The sequence below is a fragment of the Mycobacterium sp. Dal123C01 genome, assembly GCF_052566995.1.
On sequence record NZ_CP199580.1, the window covers coordinates 1,714,892 to 1,738,858 of the forward strand.

Below are 23,967 nucleotides of genomic sequence, written 5' to 3' on the forward strand. Positions count from 1 at the left end.
AGATGTGATGCTGAATTTTGGGGCGTTACCGCCGGAAGTCAACTCGGCCAAGATGTATGCCGGTGCTGGGTCGGGACCACTGTTGGCTGCGGCGGCTGCATGGAACGCGATGGCTGCTGAGATGCGGTCGGCGGCAATCAATTATGAATCGGTGATCAGGTCGCTGGTCAGTGAGGGCTGGCTGGGTCCGTCGTCGGCGAAGATGGCGGCGGCGGTCGCACCCTATCTCGGGTGGCTCAGCACTACCGCCGTCCAAGCCGAGCAGGCCGGCGCGCAAGCCAGCACGGCCGCGGCGGCGTATCAGGCCGCGTTTGCCGCGACGGTGCCTCCGCCGGTTGTCGCGGCTAACCGCACTTTGGCGGCGAATCTGGTGGCCAGCAACATCTTTGGCCAGAACACCGGGGCGATCGCGGCCACCGATGTCCAATACGGCGAGATGTGGGCCCAAGACGCCTCCGCGATGACCGGCTACAGCACCGCCTCGCGCGCCGCCAGCGAGATGACGGCATTCAGCGAACCGCAGTCCGACACCACCACAGACGCAACGACCCTGCAGGCCGACGCCCTGGCCGCCCCTCAGGCGACCAGTATCTGGGATTTCCTTGGCCTGTCGCCCAATTCGAATACCTCCACCACCGGACTTGCCGGCGTGATGAACTTTTTCAGCAATTCCAACCCGAATCTGATCGGGGCCTTCCTCAACAACGCGTCCGTCTCCGGTATCTCTAACGGGTTCACCACCAACGGGATGCTGAACCCGACGACGTTCGTCGATTCGATGGTGACGGTCAACTCCCTGGGTGCGGTAGGTGCAAGCACGGACGGGCTGGAGGATCTGGCCGCCGGTCTGGGGAGTGGCGCGTCGTTCGCGTCTGCGACCACGGCCCTGCCCGGTGCGGCGGCGACGGCGGCAGTGGGGCAGGCGAGCCTGGTGGGGGCCTTATCGGTCCCGCCGGCCTGGGCCGGCAGCGGGGCAACGGTCAGCACGGTTGCGGCCACGACTCAGGTCGGGGCCGGGGCGTATCACAGCTTTGGCGCCGCCACCCCGATGGTGATGGAAGAGGCCGGAGGAGTGGGCATGCCGGGGGTGCCGCTGGCGGGTATGCCCGGGGCGCACGAGGATGAGTTCGCCGAACCGATCTACGGATTCCGGCCCCGCGTCATCGGACGCCCACCCGCCGCGGGATAACCACAGATGAAAGCCCTACCGCTGCTGGCCAGCGTCGTCGACCGACTCCGACTCCGTGTCCATCGCCTCGGCATTGTGCTCCGCACCGGGATGGCGGCCTGGGCGCTGCGGCAGGACGATGAGCAGGACGACGATGATGGCGGCGATCACCGCAGAAGCCAGCGGGCGGCTTAGGTTCAAGCCGCCGTGGTCGACCGGCTTGTCGAGGAAATCGCCGACGGTCGCGCCGAGGGGCCGGGTCAGGATGAAAGCGACCCAAAACAGGGCGACGCGCGAGATGCTCGTCCAGTAGTACAGGGCTGCGACGACGAGCAGCCCGACGCCGAATACCAGCGCACCACCTTCGTAACCGAGCCCGCCGTCGTCGGCGAGCCAATCGCCGAGGGCGGTGCCCAGAGTCTGCGAAAAGGTGATCGTGGCCCAATAGAACGCTTCGACTTTCGGCGTCGAGACGGTATTCACCGACACCGAGCCCTGCGTCCAATGCCAGAGCCCAAGGGTGGCCAACAGGCAGAACAGCAGCAGCAGCGATCCGCCCGTGTATCCGATCCCCAGCGAGCGGTCGGCGAAGTCGGCCAACACGGTGCCGAATGTCGTCGAGGCGACGATCGTGAGCCAGTAAAGAACCGCGTGGAAGCGCTTGGCGAAAATCTGTGCGGCGACAAGTGCGATCAGGGCGCCGCCGAATAGTGCCACCCCGGCCAGGTATCCCCAATCCAGCGTCATCGTGACGGTATCGCCGCCCGTCTCGCCGAGCGTCGTTGCCAAAACTTTGATGACCCAAAACCCAAGGGTGACCGCCGGCACCTTGGTCAGTGCTTGTTTCGTCATCTCGCTCATGAATGCTCACCTGTCGATGTGCGGAACGCTGGGTTTGAGGCGTCTATCACCACGCGTCGGTGCGCGGCAGTGCGCGGTCTTCATCCTTGCTGAGCCGAGTTGAGAGGACACTGAGAACCGGGATTCCGCCGGCCTCAGCGTTTTCTCAGCGTTCCCGTGCCACCGTGGTCAGATGGGGCGGCGGGGCATCCCGAGGCGATGACGTGACGATGACGGATGGGTCAAGCGGGTGAAGGTGCTGGTCGTCGAGGACGAGCCGCGGCTGGCGGCGACGCTGACGATGGGGTTGCGCGCCGAGGGATGTGTGGTGACGACTGCCGACAACGGTTCGGATGGATTGTGGGAGGCCACTGAGAACCGTTTCGACGCAATCATTTTGGACATCATGCTGCCGGGGTTGAGTGGCTACGAGGTGCTGCGCCGCATGCGCGCAGCAGAGGTTTGGACACCGGTGTTGATGCTTTCTGCCAAGGACGGCGACTACGAGCAGGCGGACGCGTTCGACTTGGGCGCCGATGACTACCTGACCAAGCCGTTCTCATTCATCGTGCTGATCGCGCGGCTGCGGGCGTTGGTTCGCCGCGGCGCCCCCCAGCGGCCGGTCGTGTTGACCGCGGGCACCTTGTCGTTAGATCCGGCGCGGCGGATCGTGCGGCGCAACGCCGACACGATCACCTTGACACCGCGCGAATACGGGCTGCTGCACTATCTGATGCGCAACAAGGGTGTGGTGATGAGTAAGACCGATATCTTGCATAACGTGTGGGATCCGCACTTTTCCGGGGACGACAACCTCGTCGAGGTCTATGTCTTTTATGTGCGGCGCAAGATCGATTTCCCATTCGGCACCAACACAATTGAGACAGTTCGCGGGGTCGGCTATCGGCTGGACGCCGAGGACGACGCCGGCGTCGGCGCGACCAGCGGGAGCTGAACGACCACCGCGGTGCCGCCGCCGGGACGGTCGTCGATGCGCACGCTGCCGCCGTGCGCGGCAACGATTTCGAACACGATAGCCAGTCCCAGCCCGGTGCCGCCGCCGCTGCGGGAGCGGTTGGTGTCCAGTCGCACGAACCGCTCGAGCACTCTTAACCGATCGGCCGGCGCGATCCCGGGACCGTCGTCGGCCACGGTCAGGCACGCTTGACCGTGGCCGGATCGCACCGCCACCTCCACCCGCGACGTTGCGTGTCGAGCCGCGTTGTCAAGAAGGTTGCGCAGCACGCGCGACAGCGCGCTCGAGTCGCCTATTAGCCGCGTCGGAGCAAGTTCGGCGTGCACATCCAGCGCCGTCACGCGCCGCAGCCGGGTGACCTCGGTGAGGGCCAGGTCGTCGAGGTCGGCGTCAGCGCGGCGCAGCGCCAATCCTCGTTCGTCGGCCCGGGCCAACAGCAACAGGTCCTCCACCAGCGATTGCATCCGACGCGCTTCGGGCAACAGTGTGTCGGCAGCGAGTCGATCGTCGAGCAGGTCGGGGTGGGCGACGCCGACTTCGAGGGCCGAGATCACCGTGGACAGCGGGCTGCGCAGTTCATGGGATGCATCGGCGACAAACCGACGTTGGGCCGCTTGGCCGGATTCGAGGCGGGAAAGCATCTCGTTCATCGTGGTCGCCAGCGTGAAGATCTCGTCGCGGTGCGGTGGCACGGGTACGCGTTCTGTCAGATCGGAGGCGCTTATATCGGCCACCCGGGAGCGAATCGCCTCCATGGAACGTAGCGACCGTCGCACCAGGACGTACGTGGCCAGGGCCGCGGCCGCGATCACCAATGGCGCGGCGATGGCCAGGCCGATCGCCGCTGCGAACACGGTGGTCTCCACATTCTCGGTGCCGGTGCCGACAAGTACGGCGTAACGCCCCGTTGGCGTGTCGAGCACCTGTCCGGATACCCGCACGTCACGCAGCCGGACTGCGCCCGCTATCCCGATTCGCGGGCTGCTTTCGAGCTTGTTGAGCTCGATCAACGGGGGCTCGGGTGCGGGGGTTGACTGCGCCACCGGATGCCCGGCACCGTCGAAAATTTGAACGGCGACGACGCGCTGGTCGGTGGCCAGCAGGGGCGGATCGAGATCGGGGGTGTCTGCCTGGAGCGTCTTGGTGATGTCGCGGAGGCGGGTTGCCGCCGCGTCGTCGACCGATGAAAGCAACGAGAAGTACAACACCGCCAGCAGGATCGCGCCGGCCAGTGTGAGTGCCACCAGAATGACGGTGGCCGACACCACTGCCGAGCGGGCCGAGATGCTCCAAACTCGCGGGCGCAACACCGTCAGTTTCCGGCCTGAATCTGCCATCAGCACTGACCAACCCGCATGCGCCGATGTGACATCGTTCCTCCGTACCGCTCGAGACTACGGAGTCGCCGTCCCGCGCGGTGCCCGACGGTACAGATTCGTCGCTGAGTCAACGCTGAGGAGGCATCGGAGACGCATGCGGCGGACGGTCGCGTCGAGGTAGGCCCGGTATCACTTCATCCTGTCGGCCCAAATATGCTGCGCGAGAAACGTTCATCCGGATAACCTTCGGCAGGCGGGTAGGGGGAGCGTTGAGTGGAGTGAGCTTGCAGCCTCAGATGTCGCGCGGGCATGTGCTCGCTCGATTCGCCGTTCTGGGTGTTGCGTTGGCTGTGTCCGCGTGCGGCTCCCCGGGGACACCGGCGGGGTCATCTACGTCTCGGCCCGGCGTGGTCACGACGCTTGCGGGTGGTGAGACATGTAAGGGACGCGCGTCTCAGAACGTCGAGTCGCCGGAGTTTTATCAGCAGCACTACGCGAATGATCTGGCAAGTCCCCTCACAGTGAGACTGAAAACCTACGATTCAGCGGTCGTATCCGTTGATACCCAGCGCATTGGCGAAGCGGCAGGTGTTCTAGGCACCGAAATACGTGCGGACGCAAAGCTGGTCGACAGTCCGCGGGTTTATGGCTGTTATGACCAGCAAGTCTTAACCCACTTACAGAACGAAGCAGTGTCATTCGCGGACACGCTCGATGCCATGTCTTGCGCCAGCGCCGACATGTGCGGCAGGAAGCAGACTGAGGTTCCCGGCATCGTGGCGCAAGCGGCGCCACAAGAACGGGCCGCCGTCGACGCGTTTAATGCCTACGCCGCTCAGTTCGGCGGGGAAAAACTCCCTTCGCCGCAGGCCGCCGCTGGTCAGCGGGGCTGGCGGCTTTAGCCGGAGTGGGAAATGGACTGTCGCTGAGCAGTTTTCAGCTGGGAAACGTGCCCAGTACGCTAGGCCAGATTGCCCAGCGCCGTCTAAAACCGGCTTTGTCAGCCAGTTGATAGTCGGGGTGGCGGGATTCGAACCCACGACCTCTTCGTCCCGAACGAAGCGCGCTACCAAGCTGCGCCACACCCCGCGTGAAGCCACGACAGCCTATCGCACCCGCCCATCGACTCGCCAAACCGCTGGCTGACGGCTAGATCCAGCCGCTGTTGCTCTCGAATTCGACCAGCGTCCGGGCCGGATCGGTGAGATCGAGCCCCTGAGCCCCGACCCACTCGTCGCTGAAATAAGTGTCGGCGTAGCGGTCGCCGCTGTCGGCGATCAGCGTGACCACCGAACCGCTGCGGCCCGCGGCGACCATCTCGGCGAGCAGGCCGAACGCGCCCCACAGGTTGGTTCCCGTCGACGGTCCCACGCGTCGTCCCAGTACGGCGCTGACATGGCGGGAAGCGGCGATCGACGCCGCGTCGGGCACCGCGACCATGCGGTCGACCACGTCGGGCAGGAACGACGGTTCGACCCGCGGCCGGCCGATCCCCTCGATACGAGACGACGCGGGTATCACCAGGTCGTATTGCTTTTGGGCGTAGGCGGGAAAGAACGCGGAGTTCTCCGGGTCGACCACGCAGAGCCGGGTGGCGTACCGCTGGTAGCGGAGGTAGCGGCCTATCGTCGCGCTGGTTCCGCCGGTGCCCGCGCCGACCACGATCCATTCCGGGATGGGGTACTTCTCGTCGCGCATCTGCTCGAAGATCGACTCGGCGATGTTGTTGTTGCCGCGCCAGTCGGTGGCGCGCTCGGCGTTGGTGAACTGATCCATATAGTGGCCGCCGGTCTGTTGGGCGACACGCTGCGCCTCGGCGTACACCTCGCTCGACTTCTCCACGAAATGGCAACGGCCGCCTTGTGATTCGATCAGTGCGACCTTGGAGGCACTGGTGCTCGACGGGACCACGGCGACGAACGGCAGACCCAGCAGGGACGCGAAGTATGCCTCGGATATCGCGGTCGAACCCGACGACGCCTCGACGACCGTGGTGCCCTCGCCGATCCACCCGTTACACAGCGCATACAGGAACAGCGAGCGCGCCAGCCGGTGCTTGAGGCTGCCGGTGATATGCGTCGACTCGTCTTTGAGGTACAGCGCGATGTCGACGTCGGTGCACCAGGCCGACGGCAGCGGGTAGCGCAACAGATGGGTGTCGGCGCTGCGACGGGCATCGGCCTCGATCAGGCGAATCGCGTTGTCGGTCCAGCTGCGCGGCAGACTGCGGTCCGCGATCTGGGGCCGATCGTTCAACGCAACGAGGCCGCGGGATGTGAGCTACCCAGGTTGCTCCTGGAATCCCGCCCACCCATCGGAGCGGCGACCAACGTCAGCAGGGTTGCTTCGGGACGGCAACAGAACCGCACCGGCGCAAACGGGGAGGTGCCCAGCCCGGCGGAGACATGCAACTGCGTATTGGCGCCCCACCGTGACGGCCCCTTCGCCCGGGACCGGTCCAGGCCGCAGTTGGTTACCAGCGCGCCATAGAACGGCAAACACAGCTGGCCGCCGTGGGTGTGTCCGGCCATCACCAGCTGGTAGCCGTCGGCAGCGAAGCGGTCCAGCACCCGTGGCTCCGGTGAGTGAACCAGTCCCAGCCGCAGATTCGCCGCCGGGCTGGCCGGACCCGCGATCGTCTCGTAGCGGTCGCGGTCGATGTGCGGGTCGTCCACGCCCGAAGCGGCGACGTGCAGGCCGGCCACCTCGAACTCGCGGCGGGTGTGGGTGAGGTCGAGCCAGCCGCGCTCGGTGAACGCCGCCCGCAGATCCTGCCACGGCAACGGTTCACCCTTTACCCGGTGCGACGGGTTCGTCAGGTAGTTCAACGGGTTCTTCAGGCGCGGCCCGAAGTAGTCATTGCTGCCGAAGACGAACACGCCCGGACGCGACAGCAGATCGCCCAGAGCCTGGACGACCGCGGGGACCGCTTTGGGGTGCGCCAGGTTATCGCCGGTGTTGACGACCAGGTCGGGTTCCCAGCCGACCAGTTCACGCACCCACGCCTGCTTGCGGCGCTGGTTGGGCAGCATGTGCAGATCGCTGATATGCAGCACCCGCAGCGGTGTGGACCCCGGCGACAAGACGGGGATGGTTATCTCGCGCAGCACGAACGCATTGCGCTCGACGACCGCGGCGTAACCGATGCCGGCGACGGTCGAGCCCAGCGCGACGGCGCCGGCGCGTATCAGGGTGGGCAAAACATCGGCCATGCGCGCAGTTTACTGCCGGCCGCGAACTCACAGCGCATCTTGGGTGCGAGCGAGCCTAGGGAGGCGGCTGTCCCGGCGGTGGTGGCGGTGCCAGCAGCGGAATGGTGATCGGCGGCAGTCCGGGGATTTCGATGACCTGCGAACCGATGGGCAGCGGCACACCGTCGGGAGGCGGAGGCGGAGGCGGCGGGATGCCGTTACTGACCTGGATTGTGATGACCGATCCCGGAATCGTCTGGCCGGTGGGCATCGTTCCGACCACCTCGCCCAACTTCGCGGTGCTGTTGACCGAATTGGTTTGCTCGGCGACCTGGAAGCCCGCGTCCTTGAGGCGCGAGCGCGCCGCGTCCACGTCCATGCCGGCGACGCTCGGCACTCGTGAGCCGGGTGCGCCTTCGACGTAGCGGGGGTCCGTCGGCGGCAGTTTGACATCGCCGAAGCTCAGCGCGATCGGCTTCATTGCGGTGAACCAGGTACGCGCCGGCTCGTTACCGCCGTACAAGTCACCCTCGCCGCAATGGCGCAACGGGGACGAGCACAAATCCGTCGGCGTGGTGGAGTCGTCATAGATGTAGTTCGCCGCCGCGTAGCGACTGGTGAAGCCGACAAACCCGGAGGAGCGGTGGGCCTCGGTGGTGCCGGTCTTGCCGGACACCGGAAGATCCCATCCCGCGGCACCGGCCGAACCTGCTGCCGTGCCGCCGCCGGTCGCGTCCTTGCTCATCGCGTTGGCCAGTGTGTTGGCCAGGCCTTCGGGCACGACCTGATCGCAGGTCTCGGTGGTCACGGCGACTTGATTGCCGTTGCGGTCGATCAGCTTGTCGATCGGGTTCGGTGGGCACCACACGCCGCCGGACGCCAACGTGGCCGCGACATTGGACAGCTCTAGCGCATTCACCTCGATCGGGCCGAGCGTGAACGACCCGATGTTCTGCCGTTTGACGAAGTCGGCCAGGCTCTCGTTGCTGTCGGGGTTGTAGTCACGGGCGGTGCCGGGGTCGGCGTAGGAGCGCAGCCCGAGCTTGATCGCCATGTCCACCGTGCGCGTCACTCCGACCTGCGAGATCAGCTTGGCGAACGCGGTGTTGGGCGAGGTGGCCAACGCGTCGGTCACATTCATCGAGCCGCGGTAGTTACCGGCGTTGATCACGCACCAGGTGTCCTTGGGGCAGCCCTTGGCCCCGCCGCTGCCCAGACCCTTGGACTGGAACCGCGGCGGCACCTCGAGGGTGGCGTTGATACCCATACCCATGTCCAGTGCGGCGGCCGTGGTGAAGATCTTGAACACCGACCCCGCGCCGTCGCCGACGAGCGAGAACGGCTGCGGTCGCATGGTTTGACCGGCGTCGCTGTCGAGCCCGTAGGTGCGGTTGCTGGCCATGGCCATCACCTTGTGCGAATCCTTGCCCGGCCTGATCACGCTCATCACGCTCGAAATGCCCGGCAGGTTCGGGCTGGCGAACTTGTCGATGGCGGTCTTGACCGGTATTTGTACGTCTGGGTCGAGCGTGGTGCGGATCAGGTAGCCACCCCGGGCCACCTGTTCCTTACTGATCCCGGCGCGGGAGAGGTACTCCTGGACGTAATCACAGAAGAAGGCGCGGTCGCCGGCCGCGATGCAGCCGCGAGGCAGTTCGTTGGGCTGCGGCAATATCCCCAGCGGCGTGGCCTTGGCGGCACGCAACGCGTCGGTCTCCTGCGGCAGATTGTCGATCATCGTGTCCAGGACCAGGTTCCGCCGGGCCAGCGCACCATCGGGGTTGGTGTACGGGTTGAGCGTGCTGGTCGACTGCACCATGCCCGCCAGCAGCGCCGCCTGCTGCCAGTTCAGATCCGCGGCGTTGACGCCGAAATAGGTCTGTGCGGCGTCCTGCACACCGAACGAGCCGTTGCCGAAGGAGACAAGGTTGAGGTAGCGGGTCAGGATCTCCGGCTTGGTGAACGTCTTGTCGAGCGTGAGCGCCATCCGGATCTCGCGCAGCTTGCGCGCCGGGGTCGTTTCGACGGCTGCGCGCTTCTCGGCATCGGTCTTGGCGGTTACCAGCAGTTGGTAGTTCTTTACATATTGCTGCTCGATCGTCGAGCCGCCTCGGGTGCCGACGTCACCGGACGCGTAGCCGGCCAGCCCGGTCAGCGTGCCCTTCCAGTCGACACCGTTGTGTTCGGCGAATCGTTTGTCCTCGATCGAGACGATCGCCAGCTTCATCGTGTTGGCGATCTTGTCGGTGGGTACCTCGAACCGTCGCTGCTCGTAGAGCCACGCGATGGTGTTGCCCTTCGCGTCGACCATCGTCGAGACGGCGGGAACCTGTCCTTCGAGAAGTTGGGCCGAGCCGTTGGCGACCACTTCGGAGGCCCGGTTGGACATCAGTCCCAGCCCGCCTGCTAGGGGGAACATCAGTGCCGTGGTGACCACACTGGCCAGCAGACAGCATCCGGCAAGCTTAAGAATCGTGAGAGCTGCCGGGGGGCGGTCTGACATGCGTACTACATTAACCGCCCCCTGATGCCCTCCGTGCCGTCGATCCGCAGAGCGGACCAAGATGTCGTGACCAGCGGCTTTGCTGAGCATTGGGGCCGGGAATTTTCAAGCGCGTTACATATCAGCTACCCAAAACGGGTACTCAGTCCCATGACTCCGCTTACGCTCAATCACAAGACGGCACGCCCGTCCCAAAAAAAGCGTTATCAGACTGTTGCGCAATTGGCTCCTGACCACCTAACTTATACAGACGGTGAGATTCAGCTAACACCGATCGGCACAGTGTGGCGTAGATCGCAGCGATGGTCTGCCACCCGAGGAGGGCGGTCGTAAATAGCGACCGGGAGGAAGGGAACAGCTCGTGTCAGGAACACGACCGGCAGCACGCCGAACAAACATTGCGGCAGCACAGGGGGTGCTTCACAGTGTTGAAGTTGAAGAACGAATTGCCTGGGTGTCCCAGGCGCTGTGTCGGACCACTGACCCCGACGAACTCTTCGTTCGGGGCGCCGCCCAACGCAAGGCCGCGGTGATCTGCCGTCATTGCCCGGTAATGCAGGAATGCGGAGCAGACGCGCTGGACAACAAGGTTGAGTTCGGTGTTTGGGGCGGCATGACCGAGCGGCAGCGCAGGGCCCTGCTCAAGCAGCACCCCGAGGTGGTGTCCTGGTCGGATTTCTTCGACAAGCGCAGGAACCGCGGCATCAGCTGACGATTCGACTGTCGGTGGGCCGGCTCTTCGAGACGCACTGATAGGCCGAGCCTCACTATTACATTTCTGTTACAGCGCTGGCTTCGTTGAGCGCATGTCCAATATTAATTCTAACGCGAACTAGCTTGTGCGCGATGACAATTCGCAACGGTAGCTGGGCTTGGTGCCCAGTTGGCCGCGCTACAGCGGGCTGCGCAGCCCGCATCTGACGCCCACCGGTCCAATATTTGGCGACCGCTCAGCGCTCCGCAGAGCGGGCCGAATCGTCGCCGACCGCGGTGATCTGGTCGGCGAGCGCACGCAAGGCTTCCAGGTCCGATACGTCGAAGGGCAGCGACGGAACGCCCACAATCGGCACGCTCGGGTTGGCCCCGGTGAACCGGGACAACAGCCGAATCTCCCGCTTGGCGGTCTGGCCCCGATCGGCGTGAATCTTGAGTACGGCCGTGGCCAACGATGTGGCGTCGGAGTCTGCGTCAGACTTCAACGACTCGATGCCGTCGATTGCCCGCTCCACCGGCAGTGCGCACAACAGCGGATGAGTGCGGTTCAAGATGAGTCCGGCCAGCGGCATGCTCTCCTGCGACAGCCGGTCGACGAAGAACGACGCCTCGCGCAGCGCGTCGGGTTCGGCCGCCGATACCACAACGAACTGGGTACCCCGTCTTTTCAGCAGCGCGTACGTGCGGTCCGCCTTTTCGCGGAAACCGCCGAACGTGGCATCTAGCGATTGTACGAAAGATGCTATGTCACTGAGCAATTGCGAACCCATTATGGTAGACAACGCCTTCATCGCCAAACCCATTGCACCGGTGACCAACCGCCCGATGCCCCGGCCAGGCCCGAGCAGCAGCCGCCACAGTCGGCTATCCATGAAGCTGCCCAACCGTTTTGGTGCGTCCAGGAAGTCCAGCGCATTGCGTGACGGAGGAGTATCCACCACCACCAGGTCCCAGCGGTCCTGCGCCAGCAATTGGCCGAGTTTCTCCATTGCCATGTACTCTTGCGTGCCGGCGAGCGAGGTCGCCACGGTCTGGTAGAACTGGTTGTTCAGAAGCGCCTGTGCCCGCTCTGGGCCGGAGTATTGGATCACCATTTCGTCGAATGTGCGGCGCATGTCGAGCATCATCGCGTGCAGCTCGCCGGAGACCTCGGGCGCCAGCGGGACCCGCTGCGGGGTGTTGCCGAGGTCGTTGACTCCCAGCGCTTGAGCCAGCCGTTTGGCCGGGTCGATCGTCAAAACGCAGACAGTGCGGCCATATTCGGCTGCGCGTAATGCCATTGCCGCCGCGGTGGTCGTCTTGCCCACGCCGCCGGCGCCGCAGCACACCACGACTCGATTGGCTCGGTCGGCCAGGATTGCGGCCAGGTCCAAAGCTTTTGGTGTAGTGCTCACCGAACTCCTTGCTGCGCAAGCGATTCCGAAAGTTCATATAGGCTGCCGAGATCGACGCCGTCGGAGATAGCCGGCAGCTCCAGCCGCGGCACTTTGAGCGCGTCGAGCTGTTGGGCGGTCTCGGTGCGCGCGCTGATCCGGGTGGCATGCTGGATCGTTTCGGTCAGCAAGCCGGCGAAGTCGGCGGCGTCGAGCTCGATTCCCGCGGCTTTCAACCCGGCCCGCACCGAGTCCGCATCGATATCGCCCTCGGCGGCCTTTGCCAGGTCGGCGGGTTCCAGGTAGAGCGGGATATTGCGATTCACAATCACACTGCCGATCGGCAGCTCCAGCTCGGAAAGTTCCTCAATGGCTTCCAGTGTCTCTTGCACCGGCAGTGCTTCCAGCAGCGTCACCAGATGAATGGCGGTCTGGTCGGAGTGCAACAACTTGACCACGCCGTCGGCCTGCGAGTGCACCGGCCCGCCCTTGGCCAAGTCCGACACCGCCTTCGTGGTGTCCAGGAAGCGTGCGATCCGGCCCGTTGGCGGGGCATCGACGACAATCGCGTCGTAAACCGGAAGTTTGTTCTTGTCGAGGCGCACCACCGCCTCCTTGATCTTGCCGGTCAGCAGCACGTCGCGTAGCCCGGGCGCGATCGTCGTTGCGAACTCGACCGCGCCGATGCGGCGCATCGCCCGTCCGGCAATGCCGAGGTTGTAGAACATGTCGAGGTATTCCAGAAAGGCGGCCTCGATGTCGATCGCCAGCGCGTTGACCTGACCGCCGCGCTCGGCAGTGGCGATCTTGAGTTCCTGGTGAGGCAGTGGGGGAACGTCGAAGAGTTGCGCAATCCCCTGGCGACCTTCGACTTCGACGAGCAGGACTTTGCGGCCCCCCGCTGCCAGGGTCAGTGCCAGTGCGGCCGCGATCGTCGATTTGCCCGTACCGCCTTTGCCGGTAACGAAATGCAGGCGGGCCTTCGTCAGGCGGGCCGGCCAGGCGGCGGCAGCGTTGCCGCTAGGAATGGTTGCCACCATCGCATGCTAGCCCGAGCCCTTCGCACCCCCCGCAAATCGGGTACCTACATCTCTTGCCGGGCTACCGGGCTGGCCAGTGTGGTTCAAGTGCGACCGATAAGCTCGCGTCATGAGCCAACCGACCCCGTGGGAATACGCCACGGTCCCGCTGCTGACGCACGCCACCAAACAAATCCTCGACCAGTGGGGCGCCGACGGCTGGGAGCTGGTGGCCGTGCTGCCCGGCCCCACCGGCGAGCAACACGTCGCCTACCTGAAGCGCCCCAAGTAGGAGGACTCGGGCTCATGAACGCTTCGGCCCGGCTTGGGCAGCTCGGCATCGCGCTTCCGGATTTGGTTGCGCCGCTGGCCTCGTACGTTCCCGCGGTGCGGACCGGCAATCTGGTCTACACCTCTGGCCAGCTGCCGATCACGGATGGAAAGTTGGCGGGAAGCGGCAAGGTTGGCGCCGAGGTGAGCCCCGAAGACGCCAAGGCCATGGCGCGGATCTGCGCGCTCAACGCGCTGGCCGCGGTGAATTCGCTGGTGGGCATCGATGCGGTGACCCGGGTGGTCAAGGTCGTCGGATTCGTCGCCTCGGCTTCCGGCTTCAACGGCCAGCCCGGCGTCGTCAACGGTGCCTCCGACCTGTTCGCCGAGGTGTTCGGTGAGCAAGGCGCGCACGCGCGTTCGGCCGTCGGGGTATCCGAGCTACCGCTGGATGCGCCCGTGGAAGTCGAGTTGATCGTGGAGGTCGGCTAACGTCCGTGACCGAGACCGCTGAGCCGCTGACTCATCCCGCATACGGCAGGTTGCGGGCGGTCACCGACACTGCCTCGGTGCTGCTGGCCGATAACCCCGGCTTGCTCACTCTGGATGGCACCAACACCTGGGTATTGCGCGGTCCGCGCAGCGACGAGCTGGTCATCGTGGATCCGGGACCCGACGACGACGAACACATCGCCCGGATCGCGTCGCTGGGCCGCATCGCATTGGTCCTGATCAGTCACCGGCACGGCGACCACACCGACGGCATCGACAAGTTGGTCGAGCTCACCGGCGCGACCGTGCGGTCGGCGGGCAGCGGCTTCCTGCGCGGCCTCGGCGGTGAGCTGATCGACGGCGAGGTGATCGATGCCGCCGGCCTGAAGATCAAGGTGATGTCGACCCCGGGCCACACCGCCGACTCGCTGTCGTTCTTGCTCGAAGACGCGGTATTGACCGCGGACAGCGTGCTCGGCCGCGGCACCACCGTGATCGACAACGAAGACGGCAGCCTGGCCGATTACCTGGAGTCGCTGCGGCGGCTACGCGGCCTGGGCCGGCGCACGGTGTTGCCCGGGCACGGCCCCGACTTGGCCGACCTGGAAGCTGTCGCCACGGGTTACCTGACGCACCGCCATGAGCGCCTGGAGCAGGTGCGCTCCGCGTTGTGGGACCTCGGCGGCGACGCCACCGCCCGTCAGATCGTCGAATACGTCTATGTCGACGTCGACGAGAAGCTCTGGGATGCGGCGGAGTGGTCCGTGCAGGCGCAATTGGACTATCTGCGTCGCGACTGAGCCGTCGCCGAGGAGCTTTACCGCGCTCGGGGTCGGATGCTCGCTCGGTTGCGCCCGGGCTACGCCCGCGCTTACCTCGCTCGGCGGGCCAGTCTCTCGGAGTCCGAGATCAGCACGCTCTTGCCCTCCAGCCGGATCCACCCGCGGTGGGCGAAATCGGCGAGCGCCTTGTTGACGGTTTCTCGCGAAGCACCGACCAGCTGGGCGATCTCCTCTTGCGTCAGGTCGTGGGTGACCCGCATCGCGCCACCTTCCTGGGTGCCGAAACGCTGGGCCAGCTGCAGCAGCTGCTTGGCCACCCGGCCCGGCACGTCGGTGAAGATGAGGTCGGCCAGGTTGTTGTTGGTGCGGCGCAGCCGTCGGGCGAGGACTCGCAGCAATTGTTCGGCGATTTCGGGACGATCGGCGATCCAGGCCCGTAGCGCGTCGCGGTCCATCGACACCGCGCGCACCTCGGTGATCGTGGTGGCGCTGGAAGTCCGTGGTCCCGGGTCGAAGATCGACAATTCGCCGAACATGTCCGACGGACCCATGATCGTCAGCAGATTCTCTCTACCGTCCGGAGATCGACGACCGATCTTGACCTTCCCCGAGACGATGATGTAAAGCCGGTCGCCCGGCTCGCCTTCGGCGAAAACGGTGTGTCCACGGGGGAAGTCGACGGGTTGTAATTGCTTGGTTAGTGCGTCAACTGCGCCGGGTTCAACCCCCTGGAAGATTCCTGCCCTTGCCAGGATCTCGTCCACGTTGCCTCTTCAGCTTTCCACGAAGTGATATGGGTGTGTCGACCTTGCCCGTGTGACGAGTCTAGAGGTAGGCCAACGTGCCAACGCTACACACGATTGACGTGTCTAGTCGCCCCTAATTGCGGATTTGCGCCTGAATGCGCGTGTATTCGCATCGGTGATCGGGCCGTGCCGGGCCCGTTGACGTGGCTTGCTAACACCGGCTCGGCCCGATGCCGGCCCGTGGGCGCGCTGGGCGGCGGCGACAGAGCGAGTTGCTGGGCCTGGCGTCGATGCAGGTATTCCAGCGCCTCGGGCATCCCTTCCCGAGCCAGCGTGTGCATATCCATTGGCTGCGCCTGTTCGAGAAATTCGTCCACGTCGGTCGCCGTAATCGACTCTCGGGCGAGCTCCTTTTCGAGCCGGCCCAGGCCGAGCGCAGCGAGCATCAGCAGCCCCGGTACGCAGGCCACCAGCAACCATGACACAAGGAGAGTAAACATGCCCAAGGTCTCAGCGAGATCACGAAATCAGTACTCTGTCGTAGGTGACAGTGGCAAGGCCGTCTGGGCGCTCGAAATCAAAGGCCCCCACGCCTGATTCGGGACTCGCCCGCCGCTGGTCTTCCGAAACCCGCGTCGGTTTGGTGCGTCGGGCGCGCCGAATGAATCGCACACTGGCACAAGCATTCCCGGACGCACATTGCGAACTGGATTTCTCCTCGCCGCTGGAACTGGCGGTGGCCACCATTCTTTCGGCCCAGAGCACCGACAAACGGGTGAACCTGACGACACCGGCATTATTCGCGCGATACTCCTCGGCGCTGGACTATGCCCAGGCCGATCGGGACGAGCTGGAAGGCCTTATCCGGCCCACTGGCTTCTTCCGCAATAAGGCGAGCTCGCTCATCGGTCTCGGGCAAGCCCTGGTCGAACGGTTCGACGGCCAGGTGCCGTCGACCATGGACGAGCTGGTGACCCTGCCCGGAGTCGGGCGCAAAACCGCCAACGTCGTCCTGGGTAACGCCTTCGATGTCCCCGGGATCACCGTCGACACCCATTTCCAACGGCTGGTGGCCAGATGGCGCTGGACCGCTGAAAAGGACCCGGTCAAGATCGAGCACGCCGTCGGCGAACTGATCGAACGCAGGGAATGGACCTTGCTGAGCCATCGAGTGATCTTCCATGGCCGCCGGGTGTGCCACGCCCGCAAACCGGCATGCGGTGTCTGCGTGCTCGCCAAAGACTGCCCGTCGTTCGGCCTCGGCCCCACTGAACCGGAGCTGGCAGCGCCCCTCGTGCAGGGTCCCGAGGCCGAGCACCTCCTCTCCCTCGTCGGGCTGTAACCCAGCCTGGACCGCGCACGTCCTCCGCCGCGCATGAAGACATTGACTCCGAGAACCCGCTGGACCATCGCGATCTTGGCGGTGGTGGTGGCGCTTACGGCAGCGCTGGTCGCTCAATTGCGCGACGATCCCCCGACAACCGCCACGACCCGCCCGTCACCCGATCGCGAACACCGCGACGCCGATACGCCGGCGGCGTTGGCCGGGCCCCGGGCGCGGGCGAACCTCCCGCCATGCCCCGCACCGGGCAACGGGCCCGGCCCCACGGCATTGCACGGTGTGGTGGTCGAATGCGCTGCCGACGGATCCACTGTCGACGTCGCTCGCGCACTGGCCGGACGGCGGGTAGTCATCAACCTGTGGGCGTATTGGTGCGCGCCCTGCGCGGCCGAACTGCCCGCGATGGCCGAATATCAGCGACGAGTCGGGTCCGACGTCACGGTGATAACCGTGCATCAAGACGAGAACGAGATGGCCGCCTTACTGCGGTTGGCGGAGCTGGGTGTTCAGCTCCCCACCTTGCAGGACGGGCGGCGGCTGATCCCGGCAGCGCTACGGGTCGCAAATGTGGTGCCCGCGACGATAGTGCTACGACCGGACGGTAGCGTTGCGCAGACGCTGCTGCGCGATTTCGCCAGTGCCGACGAGATCGCGGCCGCGGTCGGAAACGACGCGTGAACGAGCTCGGCGGTCCGAAACAGGCCGGGCAGGTGGACCCGACAAGGAGGCGCCGGTGAGTGCTGGCGGTGCCGCCCGCGCACAGGGGACGGTTCCCCTCACGCCCGGCGCCTGCCCGTCCTGGCTGCGCCCGTTAATGGACAACGTGGGTGAGATCCCCGACGCCTATCGGCGCCGGCTGCCGGCCGACGTGCTGGCGATGGTGACCGCGGCCAGGGCGGCCGCCCACGGCGATGACCGCGAGGCCGCTGTGCTGGTTCTGTTTTCGGGTCCCGAGTCCGGGCCTGCCGACGGCGGCGTGCCCGACGAGGCCGACCTGTTGCTCACCGTGCGGGCGTCGTCACTGCGCCACCATGCGGGGCAGGCGGCGTTTCCCGGTGGCGCATCCGACCCCACCGATAGCGGCCCGGTTGCGACCGCGCTGCGGGAAGCACACGAAGAGACCGGGATCGACATCACCCGGCTGCACCCTCTGGTCACGATGGAACGGACATTCATCGCGCCGTCGCAGTTCCACGTCATCCCGGTGCTGGCCTACTCGCCGGATCCCGGACCTGTGGCCGTGGTCAACGAGGCCGAAACGGCGATCGTGTCGCGGGTTCCGGTGCGCGCGTTCATCAATCCGGACAATCGGCTGATGGTCTACCGCGGCGACCTCGGCAACCGTTGGGCCGGTCCGGCGTTTCTGTTGAACCAGATGCTGGTTTGGGGATTCACTGGCCAGGTGATTTCTGCGGTGCTCGATGTCGCCGGCTGGGCAAAGCCCTGGGACGCCAACGACGTACGTGAACTCGACGACGCGATGGTGCTGGTCGGCCAGGGCGGTGCGCGATGAACTCGATGACTCCGTCCCAGTGGCTGGATGTCGCTGTTCTTGCCGTCGCCTTCATCGCGGCCATCTCGGGTTGGCGTTCGGGCGCAGTGGGTTCGCTGTTCTCGTTCGTCGGCGTGCTGCTGGGCGCCATCGCCGGCGTGCTGCTCGCGCCGCACATCGTCAGCCACATCGCCGCGCCGCGAGCCAAGCTGTTCGCCGCGCTGTTCCTGATTCTCGCGCTGGTCGTCGTCGGTGAGGTCGCCGGTGTGGTGCTGGGACGGGCCGTCCGCGGCGCAATCCACAGCCGCGCAATCCGAACCGCCGACTCGGTCATCGGGGTGGGCGTGCAGCTTGTCGTGGTGCTCACCGCGGCGTGGCTGCTGGCGACTCCGCTCACCCAGTCCAAAGACCAACCCGAGCTGGCGGCCGCGGTGCGGGGTTCGCGGGTGCTCGCTGAGGTCAACGACGTCGCACCCTCCTGGTTGAAGACGGTTCCCAAACGCCTTTCGGCGCTGCTGAATACCTCCGGGCTGCCCGCGGTTCTGGAACCGTTCAGCCGCACCCCGGTCATTCCCGTCGAGTCACCGGATCCCGCCCTGGCCAGCAATCCAATCGTGCAGGCCACCGCGCCCAGCGTCGTCAAGGTGCGCAGCCTGGCTCCCAGCTGCCAGAAAGTGTTGGAGGGCAGTGGATTTGTCATCGCGCCGGATCGGGTGATGACCAACGCGCACGTGGTGGCCGGGTCCAGCAGTGTCCAGGTGTACGCCAGCGGCAATCCATTGGACGCCACCGTGGTGTCCTATGACCCGTCGGTCGACATCGCCATTCTCGCCATCCCGAACTTGCCGCCGCCGCCACTGGCCTTCAGTGATACCGAGGCGAAAACCGGTACCAATGTTGTCGTGCTCGGTTATCCCGGCGGCGGCAACTTCACCGCGACCCCGGCCAGGATTCGTGAGGCCATCAAACTCAGCGGTCCCGACATCTACCGGGACCCGGCACCGGTTACCCGCGACGTCTACACCATCAGAGCCAATGTGGAGCAAGGCAATTCGGGCGGACCGTTGATCGACTTGAGCGGTCACGTGCTTGGTGTGGTGTTCGGCGCGGCCGTCGATGATCCCGACACCGGGTTCGTGTTGACGGCCGGCGAGGTATCCAGTCAGCTATCCAGGATCGGTGACACCCAACAGGTGGCCACCGGGAACTGCGTCAGCTGATCCGGGGTCCGTGCACCTGCTCGAAGAACCTCATCAGGTGTCTGTTGATTTCCTCGGGTTTTTCTTCGTGGCTGTAATGCCCTGCGCCGGTGATGGATACGTAGCGTCCCTGCGTCGCATAGCGCTGACTGTGGTCGACCGGGTCGGCCAGCACGTAGGGATCGGCGTCGCCGCGCAGGTGTAGCAGCGGCACCCCCAGCTGTCGCGACATCGATTTCAGGAATCGCCGCCCTTCGCCACGCAGTTGGCTGCGCACCGCCCAGCGTTGGTATTCCAGTGCGCAGTGCGCCGCGCCGGGAATCTGGATTGCCGTCCGCAGATAACCTATTGTCTGCGAGAAGTCTTCGGAAGCAACCCATTTGGCGGAGCTACGGGTGCTGACGAGACGCTCCATCTCGGCTCCGTTGTCGCGGGTCAGCAGGCGCTCGGGCCACAGCGGCAGCTGATAGCGCAGCAAGGCCGGCAGCAGCGCGGAACTCTGGTCGCGGCGTGTCAACGCCGATCGCCGCAATGCGGCCGGGTGTGGCGAGCTGATCAGCGCGATGGCGCGCACCAGCCGCGAATGCAGCAGCGCGGTGGTCCAGCAGGCCAGTCCACCGTCGGCATGGCCGACCAGCGTGGCCGACGAATGCCCAAGCGCGCGAATGAGTCCGGCCGTATCGCCGGCCAGCGTCCAACCGTCGTAGCCGCGGGGCGGCTTGTCACTGCCGCCATAGCCACGTAGGTCGACCGCGACCACCCGAGCATCGGTCAGTCCACGCAGCTGATGACGCCAGGACCACCAGAACGAACCGAATCCGTGCAGCAGCATCACCAGCGGTCGTGCGGCCGCCGCACCGGGTGCGCCCGGGTCGGCCGGCAGCGCCTCGACGACATGGAATCGAATGCCGTTGGCGTGCACGTCGAAATGGCGCCACGGCCCGTCGATGCGGACCACAGATGGATCTGGTGCTGCCATCTACCAACCTGAGGGGTCGGTGGGGTTGCCGTCGTCGGGCTTGGCGTGTTTACCGGGCGCTTCAGCAAGCTCCAAGCTCGCGGCGGCTGCCTTGTCATGGCCTGGTGTGAGCGCGGTGCGCGTCTCCTTGACCGATTCGATGGTCTGGCGCGGTCCCCGGATCCGGCGCACCTTCAAATACCCCAGCAGTGCCAGCACGGCCCCGACCACGACCATGATCGCGAACACGATCAGGAAAGCCACCCAGCGCCACAGCCAGTTGTCGAGCAACTCGGCGAGGAAGAAAAAGAAAAAGAAGGTGGAGTAGAACAGCACCACCAGCGCGGCGATGAAGAAGACGCTGCCGGTGAGGCCCTTCTTGACGTCGCGGACGATCTCGGCCCGGGCCAGCTCGACCTCGGCGCGCACCAGGGTGGACGCCTGAGCCGTCGCGTCTTTGATCAGCTCACCGATCGACGGGTCGCCGTGGCCGGCGTGCGGGTCGGCCAACGGAATCGAGGTCAGCGTGCTCGGCACACCGCTTTTTCGATCGACTTTGCTCACAGGCGGTCCTCTCGGTCGCTGTCGTCGCGGTTTATGTTGCCATGCGCGGCGATGCCAGACGAGGCCAGTCGACCACGGCGGGAACCGACAACCAACGGTTCCGCCCTATCGCCCGGCCACAGCGATTCGCACAGCAAGAGCGGTACTCAGGTTTTCATTTAGACTGGCGCAGCTGTTCTCCGACATCCGGCCAGCTGATGGGAGCTACGCATTTGCACACGGCACATCGGTGCTTGGTAGCGGTGCTGGTGACTGTGCTCTTGGTCCAGCCGGGTTTGCCTGCAAACGTCGCGGCCGCCGACGACAGGGTCCCGATGGGAGGCGGTGCGGGCATCGTCATCAACGGAGACACCATGTGCACCCTGACGACGATCGGCGGCGATGCCTCGGGTGAGCTCATCGGTTTCACCTCCGCGCACTGCGGTGCCCCGGGCGCGCAGGTCGCCGCCGAGGCCGCCGAAGGCAGAGGTGTGCTGGGAACGATGGTTGCGGGCAACGACGCCCTCGACTACGCGGTGATCAAATTCGATCCGGCCAAGGTGGTGCCGGTGGCCAACTACAACGGCTTCGTGATCAACGGCATCGGCCCGGAACCGGTGTTCGGCCAGATCGCCTGCAAGCAGGGCCGTACGACCGGCAATTCGTGCGGCGTCACCTGGGGACCCGGCCAGGATCCGGGCACCATCGTCATGCAGGTCTGTGGCCGGCCCGGTGACTCCGGGGGACCGGTGACCGTCGACAACCTGTTGGTCGGGATGATCCACGGCGCCTTCAGCGACAACCTGCCGACCTGCGTCATCAAATACATCCCGCTGCACACCCCGGCGGTGGTGGTGTCGTTCAACGCGGTCCTGGCCGACGTCAACGCCAAACACCGGCCCGGTGCCGGGTTCGTTCCGATACCCGCCTGAGCCTTTTCGCGCCGGCCTTACTTGGCTTCCCTGATTGCGTCGAACACGCCCGGATCGAGCAATGTCGACGTATCACCGAGTTCGCGGTTTTCGGCGACGTCACGCAGCAGCCTGCGCATGATCTTGCCGCTGCGGGTCTTGGGCAGCTCGGGCACCACATGGATCTCACGCGGCCGGGCAATGGGCGAGATCTCCTTGGCCACCTGGCTACGCAGTTCGTCGATGGTCCCGTCGTGGGCCTCGTAGTTAGCGCATAGCGTGACGAACGCGCAAATGGCTTGACCGGTGGTGTCGTCGGTGACCCCGACTACCGCCGCCTCGGCGACACCGGAGTGACCGACGAGCGCCGACTCCACCTCGGCAGTGGAAATCCGGTGTCCGGACACGTTCATCACGTCGTCGATGCGGCCCAGCACCCAGATTGCGCCGTCGGGATCGAAACGGGCGCCGTCCCCGGCGAAGTAGTAGCCCTTGTCGGCGAATTTGGACCAGTAGGTGTCCCGGTAGCGCTCGGGGTCACCCCAAATGCCCCGCAGCATCGACGGCCACGGCTGGTCCAGGACGAGGTACCCGGTGACGTTCTTGGCGTTGTCGGCGTCGGGCTGCAGTGGATCGCCATGGTCGTCGACGATCTTGGCCGAGATCCCCGGCAGCGGTGTCATCGCCGAACCTGGTTTGGCCGCAGCGATTCCCGGCAGCGGCGAGATCATCGCCGAACCGGTCTCGGTCTGCCACCAGGTGTCCACCACCGGGAGGCTGTCCGCGCCGAAGACCTCGCGGTACCAGCGCCAGGCCTCGGGGTTGATCGGTTCGCCGACCGATCCGAGCAGCCGCAGGCTGGACAGGTTGTGGGCGTCGGGGATTTCACGGCCCCACTTCATGAACGTCCGAATCAGGGTGGGGGCGGTGTAATAGATTGTGACGCCGTACTTTTCGATGATCTGGAAATGCCGGCTGCGGTCGGGGCTATCGGGTGTGCCCTCGTAGAGAACCTCGGTGATGCCATTGGACAGCGGACCGTAGACACCGTAGGTGTGTCCGGTGACCCAGCCGATGTCGGCGGTGCACCAGAACACATCGCTTTCCGGCTTGACGTCGAAAATGGTGTGGACCGTGTAGCAACACTGGGTCAGGTAGCCGCCGCTGGTGTGCACGATGCCCTTGGGCTTGCCGGTGGTACCCGAGGTGTACAGCAGGAACAACGGATGCTCGGCGTCGAAGGGCTGCGGGGTGTGTTCGGGCGACGCGGAATCCACGACGTCGTGCCACCACACGTCACGGTCGTCGTTCCAGGACACGTCAATTCCGGTGCGCCGCACCACCAGAACGCGCTCGACGGGGCTGTCGGGATCTCCGACGGCTTCGTCGGCCGCATCCTTCAGCGGCGCGGGCTTGCCGCGCCGGAACTGCCCGTCGGCGGTGATCACCACCTTGGCTTGAGCGTCGGCGATGCGGGCTCGCAATGCCTTCGAGGTGAAACCGGCGAACACCACGCTGTGCATGACGCCGAGTCGGGCGCACGCCAGCATCGCGATCACGGCTTCCGGGATCAGCGGCATGTAGATGGCGACTCGGTCACCGGCGACCAGACCGAGCTCGGTCAGCGCGTTCGCCGCTTTGCACACCTCGGCCTGCAGATCGGAGTAGGTCAGGCTGCGGCTGTCGTCGACCGGCTCGCCCTCCCAGTGAATCGCCACCCGGTCGCCGAGCCCGGCCTCGACGTGACGGTCCACGCAGTTGTAGGCGACGTTGAGCTTGCCGTCGGCAAACCACTTGGCGAAAGGCGGCTCCGACCAGTCCAGTACCTCGGTGAACGGAGTTGCCCACGACAACTGGTTGGCCTGCTTGGCCCAGAACCCCAGCCGGTCCTGCTCGGCTTCGCGGTAGAGGTCCTCACGGGCATTGGCCTGCTCGGCGAACCGCGCCGACGGCGGGTACGAGGCCGGATGGGAGGAGGGGCCTTCGGTATGTGTGGCGGTCACTGGCTTCTCTCCTGTTTCGAGGGCCGGGGTTCGAGCGTCAACCGTCAGTGAGCCTAGCCCGGCCAGTTGAACGTGTGCGCTGCAATCCGGGGGTAAACCGGGTTGTCATACCGCATAATCAGCGTT

At 65.5% G+C, this 23,967-nt stretch carries 24 protein-coding genes and 1 tRNA gene; 12 read left to right on the forward strand and 13 right to left on the reverse strand.

What is annotated here, in order from left to right; all coding sequences use genetic code 11:
- Positions 1-7: 7 nt before the first annotated feature.
- Positions 8-1,189: a PPE family protein gene (locus ACTXG5_RS08095; RefSeq protein ID WP_445164314.1), complete on the forward strand. Its 1,182-nt coding sequence runs from the start codon at positions 8-10 to the stop codon at positions 1,187-1,189.
- Positions 1,190-1,204: 15 nt separating this feature from the next.
- On the opposite strand, the gene ACTXG5_RS08100 is transcribed toward ACTXG5_RS08095, so the two are convergent.
- Positions 1,205-2,020 carry a COG4705 family protein gene (locus ACTXG5_RS08100; protein ID WP_445164315.1) on the reverse strand — a complete coding sequence of 272 codons (816 nt, stop codon included), beginning with the start codon at positions 2,018-2,020 and terminating at the stop codon, positions 1,205-1,207.
- Between the two features lie 238 nt (positions 2,021-2,258).
- Between ACTXG5_RS08100 and ACTXG5_RS08105 the strand changes: the two genes are divergently transcribed.
- Positions 2,259-2,963, forward strand: a complete 705-nt coding sequence (locus tag ACTXG5_RS08105; protein WP_445163181.1) for a response regulator transcription factor — start codon at positions 2,259-2,261, stop codon at positions 2,961-2,963.
- Here ACTXG5_RS08105 and ACTXG5_RS08110 read toward each other — a convergent pair.
- Complete coding sequence (locus ACTXG5_RS08110; RefSeq protein ID WP_445163182.1) at positions 2,909-4,321, reverse strand: HAMP domain-containing sensor histidine kinase; 1,413 nt, start codon at positions 4,319-4,321, stop codon at positions 2,909-2,911. The two genes, ACTXG5_RS08105 and ACTXG5_RS08110, sit on opposite strands and share 55 nt — an antisense overlap.
- A gap of 389 nt (positions 4,322-4,710) precedes the next feature.
- Here ACTXG5_RS08110 and ACTXG5_RS08115 point away from each other — a divergent pair, with 389 nt between their 5' ends.
- On the forward strand, positions 4,711-5,205 hold the full coding sequence (locus tag ACTXG5_RS08115) for a hypothetical protein (protein ID WP_445163183.1): 495 nt from the start codon (positions 4,711-4,713) through the stop codon (positions 5,203-5,205).
- A 113-nt stretch (positions 5,206-5,318) separates the two neighbouring features.
- On the opposite strand, the gene ACTXG5_RS08120 is transcribed toward ACTXG5_RS08115, so the two are convergent.
- The 4 genes from ACTXG5_RS08120 to ponA2 all read right to left on the reverse strand — a co-directional run bounded on the left by ACTXG5_RS08120 (position 5,319) and on the right by ponA2 (position 9,997).
- Positions 5,319-5,392: transfer RNA gene (locus ACTXG5_RS08120), tRNA-Pro, on the reverse strand.
- Positions 5,393-5,452: 60 nt separating this feature from the next.
- Positions 5,453-6,559 carry a PLP-dependent cysteine synthase family protein gene (locus ACTXG5_RS08125; protein ID WP_445163184.1) on the reverse strand — a complete coding sequence of 369 codons (1,107 nt, stop codon included), beginning with the start codon at positions 6,557-6,559 and terminating at the stop codon, positions 5,453-5,455.
- The gene (locus tag ACTXG5_RS08130) at positions 6,556-7,515 is read right to left on the reverse strand and encodes a metallophosphoesterase (RefSeq protein WP_445163185.1); all 960 of its coding nucleotides are present in this window, start codon (positions 7,513-7,515) and stop codon (positions 6,556-6,558) included. Before ACTXG5_RS08130 ends, ACTXG5_RS08125 begins: the two co-directional genes overlap by 4 nt.
- A 55-nt stretch (positions 7,516-7,570) precedes the next feature.
- Positions 7,571-9,997 carry a transglycosylase/D,D-transpeptidase PonA2 gene (gene ponA2 / locus ACTXG5_RS08135; protein ID WP_445163186.1) on the reverse strand — a complete coding sequence of 809 codons (2,427 nt, stop codon included), beginning with the start codon at positions 9,995-9,997 and terminating at the stop codon, positions 7,571-7,573.
- A 361-nt stretch (positions 9,998-10,358) separates the two neighbouring features.
- Between ponA2 and ACTXG5_RS08140 the strand changes: the two genes are divergently transcribed.
- Positions 10,359-10,709 (forward strand): WhiB family transcriptional regulator, encoded by a 351-nt coding sequence (locus tag ACTXG5_RS08140; RefSeq protein ID WP_445163187.1) that lies wholly within the window; start codon positions 10,359-10,361, stop codon positions 10,707-10,709.
- A gap of 238 nt (positions 10,710-10,947) precedes the next feature.
- Here the strand turns inward: ACTXG5_RS08140 and ACTXG5_RS08145 are convergent, their stop codons facing one another.
- Together ACTXG5_RS08145 and ACTXG5_RS08150 are read right to left on the reverse strand one after the other, a co-directional pair.
- Positions 10,948-12,105 (reverse strand): ArsA family ATPase, encoded by a 1,158-nt coding sequence (locus tag ACTXG5_RS08145; RefSeq protein ID WP_445163188.1) that lies wholly within the window; start codon positions 12,103-12,105, stop codon positions 10,948-10,950.
- The gene (locus ACTXG5_RS08150) at positions 12,102-13,124 is read right to left on the reverse strand and encodes an ArsA family ATPase (RefSeq protein WP_445163189.1); all 1,023 of its coding nucleotides are present in this window, start codon (positions 13,122-13,124) and stop codon (positions 12,102-12,104) included. Before ACTXG5_RS08150 ends, ACTXG5_RS08145 begins: the two co-directional genes overlap by 4 nt.
- 109 nt (positions 13,125-13,233) lie before the next feature.
- On the opposite strand from ACTXG5_RS08150, the gene ACTXG5_RS08155 reads away from it, so the two are divergent.
- Genes ACTXG5_RS08155 through ACTXG5_RS08165 form a run of 3 tightly spaced genes read left to right on the forward strand, consistent with a single transcriptional unit; the run spans position 13,234 to position 14,665 of the window.
- Entirely contained in the window at positions 13,234-13,395 is a 162-nt protein-coding gene (locus ACTXG5_RS08155; RefSeq protein WP_090607515.1) for a DUF4177 domain-containing protein, read from the forward strand.
- Between the two features lie 14 nt (positions 13,396-13,409).
- The gene (locus ACTXG5_RS08160) at positions 13,410-13,865 is read left to right on the forward strand and encodes a RidA family protein (protein ID WP_445163190.1); all 456 of its coding nucleotides are present in this window, start codon (positions 13,410-13,412) and stop codon (positions 13,863-13,865) included.
- Positions 13,866-13,870: 5 nt separating this feature from the next.
- Positions 13,871-14,665 carry an MBL fold metallo-hydrolase gene (locus ACTXG5_RS08165; protein ID WP_445163191.1) on the forward strand — a complete coding sequence of 265 codons (795 nt, stop codon included), beginning with the start codon at positions 13,871-13,873 and terminating at the stop codon, positions 14,663-14,665.
- Between the two features lie 71 nt (positions 14,666-14,736).
- Here ACTXG5_RS08165 and crp read toward each other — a convergent pair whose 3' ends face one another.
- Both crp and ACTXG5_RS08175 read right to left on the reverse strand, forming a co-directional pair.
- A complete protein-coding gene (gene crp / locus ACTXG5_RS08170) occupies positions 14,737-15,411 on the reverse strand; it encodes a cAMP-activated global transcriptional regulator CRP (protein ID WP_445163192.1) in 675 nt (224 codons plus the stop codon).
- An 86-nt stretch (positions 15,412-15,497) separates the two neighbouring features.
- Positions 15,498-15,893 (reverse strand): hypothetical protein, encoded by a 396-nt coding sequence (locus ACTXG5_RS08175; RefSeq protein WP_445163193.1) that lies wholly within the window; start codon positions 15,891-15,893, stop codon positions 15,498-15,500.
- A 161-nt stretch (positions 15,894-16,054) separates the two neighbouring features.
- Here ACTXG5_RS08175 and nth point away from each other — a divergent pair, with 161 nt between their 5' ends.
- The 4 genes from nth (at position 16,055) to marP (ending at position 19,447) form a co-directional block, all read left to right on the forward strand.
- A complete protein-coding gene (nth, locus tag ACTXG5_RS08180; protein ID WP_445163194.1) occupies positions 16,055-16,735 on the forward strand; it encodes an endonuclease III in 681 nt (226 codons plus the stop codon).
- Between the two features lie 33 nt (positions 16,736-16,768).
- Entirely contained in the window at positions 16,769-17,413 is a 645-nt protein-coding gene (locus ACTXG5_RS08185) for a TlpA family protein disulfide reductase (RefSeq protein WP_445163195.1), read from the forward strand.
- Between the two features lie 136 nt (positions 17,414-17,549).
- A complete protein-coding gene (locus tag ACTXG5_RS08190; protein ID WP_445164316.1) occupies positions 17,550-18,248 on the forward strand; it encodes an NUDIX hydrolase in 699 nt (232 codons plus the stop codon).
- A gap of 5 nt (positions 18,249-18,253) precedes the next feature.
- A complete protein-coding gene (gene marP / locus ACTXG5_RS08195) occupies positions 18,254-19,447 on the forward strand; it encodes an acid resistance serine protease MarP (protein WP_445163196.1) in 1,194 nt (397 codons plus the stop codon).
- Here the strand turns inward: marP and ACTXG5_RS08200 are convergent.
- Together ACTXG5_RS08200 and ACTXG5_RS08205 are read right to left on the reverse strand one after the other, a co-directional pair.
- Positions 19,440-20,405 carry an alpha/beta fold hydrolase gene (locus ACTXG5_RS08200; protein ID WP_445163197.1) on the reverse strand — a complete coding sequence of 322 codons (966 nt, stop codon included), beginning with the start codon at positions 20,403-20,405 and terminating at the stop codon, positions 19,440-19,442. The two genes, marP and ACTXG5_RS08200, sit on opposite strands and share 8 nt — an antisense overlap.
- Complete coding sequence (locus ACTXG5_RS08205; protein WP_445163198.1) at positions 20,406-20,948, reverse strand: phage holin family protein; 543 nt, start codon at positions 20,946-20,948, stop codon at positions 20,406-20,408.
- 212 nt (positions 20,949-21,160) lie between these two features.
- Here ACTXG5_RS08205 and ACTXG5_RS08210 point away from each other — a divergent pair, with 212 nt between their 5' ends.
- Complete coding sequence (locus ACTXG5_RS08210; RefSeq protein ID WP_445164317.1) at positions 21,161-21,859, forward strand: S1 family peptidase; 699 nt, start codon at positions 21,161-21,163, stop codon at positions 21,857-21,859.
- A gap of 17 nt (positions 21,860-21,876) precedes the next feature.
- Here the strand turns inward: ACTXG5_RS08210 and acs are convergent, their stop codons facing one another.
- On the reverse strand, positions 21,877-23,841 hold the full coding sequence (gene acs / locus ACTXG5_RS08215) for an acetate--CoA ligase (RefSeq protein WP_445163199.1): 1,965 nt from the start codon (positions 23,839-23,841) through the stop codon (positions 21,877-21,879).
- Positions 23,842-23,967 lie beyond the last annotated feature (126 nt).

Excerpts from the sequence above, each read along its gene's own strand:
- ACTXG5_RS08095 (WP_445164314.1), top strand. The coding sequence starts at position 8 with ATGCTGAATTTTGGGGCGTTACCGCCGGAAGTCAACTCGGCCAAGATG.
- ACTXG5_RS08100 (WP_445164315.1), bottom strand. The coding sequence starts at position 2,020 with ATGACGAAACAAGCACTGACCAAGGTGCCGGCGGTCACCCTTGGGTTT.
- ACTXG5_RS08110 (WP_445163182.1), bottom strand. The coding sequence starts at position 4,321 with ATGGCAGATTCAGGCCGGAAACTGACGGTGTTGCGCCCGCGAGTTTGG.
- ACTXG5_RS08130 (WP_445163185.1), bottom strand. The coding sequence starts at position 7,515 with ATGGCCGATGTTTTGCCCACCCTGATACGCGCCGGCGCCGTCGCGCTG.
- ponA2 (WP_445163186.1), bottom strand. The coding sequence starts at position 9,997 with ATGTCAGACCGCCCCCCGGCAGCTCTCACGATTCTTAAGCTTGCCGGA.
- ACTXG5_RS08150 (WP_445163189.1), bottom strand. The coding sequence starts at position 13,124 with ATGGTGGCAACCATTCCTAGCGGCAACGCTGCCGCCGCCTGGCCGGCC.
- ACTXG5_RS08155 (WP_090607515.1), top strand. The coding sequence starts at position 13,234 with ATGAGCCAACCGACCCCGTGGGAATACGCCACGGTCCCGCTGCTGACG.
- ACTXG5_RS08160 (WP_445163190.1), top strand. The coding sequence starts at position 13,410 with ATGAACGCTTCGGCCCGGCTTGGGCAGCTCGGCATCGCGCTTCCGGAT.
- ACTXG5_RS08175 (WP_445163193.1), bottom strand. The coding sequence starts at position 15,893 with ATGTTTACTCTCCTTGTGTCATGGTTGCTGGTGGCCTGCGTACCGGGG.
- nth (WP_445163194.1), top strand. The coding sequence starts at position 16,055 with ATGAATCGCACACTGGCACAAGCATTCCCGGACGCACATTGCGAACTG.
- ACTXG5_RS08185 (WP_445163195.1), top strand. The coding sequence starts at position 16,769 with ATGAAGACATTGACTCCGAGAACCCGCTGGACCATCGCGATCTTGGCG.
- ACTXG5_RS08190 (WP_445164316.1), top strand. The coding sequence starts at position 17,550 with ATGGACAACGTGGGTGAGATCCCCGACGCCTATCGGCGCCGGCTGCCG.
- marP (WP_445163196.1), top strand. The coding sequence starts at position 18,254 with ATGACTCCGTCCCAGTGGCTGGATGTCGCTGTTCTTGCCGTCGCCTTC.
- ACTXG5_RS08200 (WP_445163197.1), bottom strand. The coding sequence starts at position 20,405 with ATGGCAGCACCAGATCCATCTGTGGTCCGCATCGACGGGCCGTGGCGC.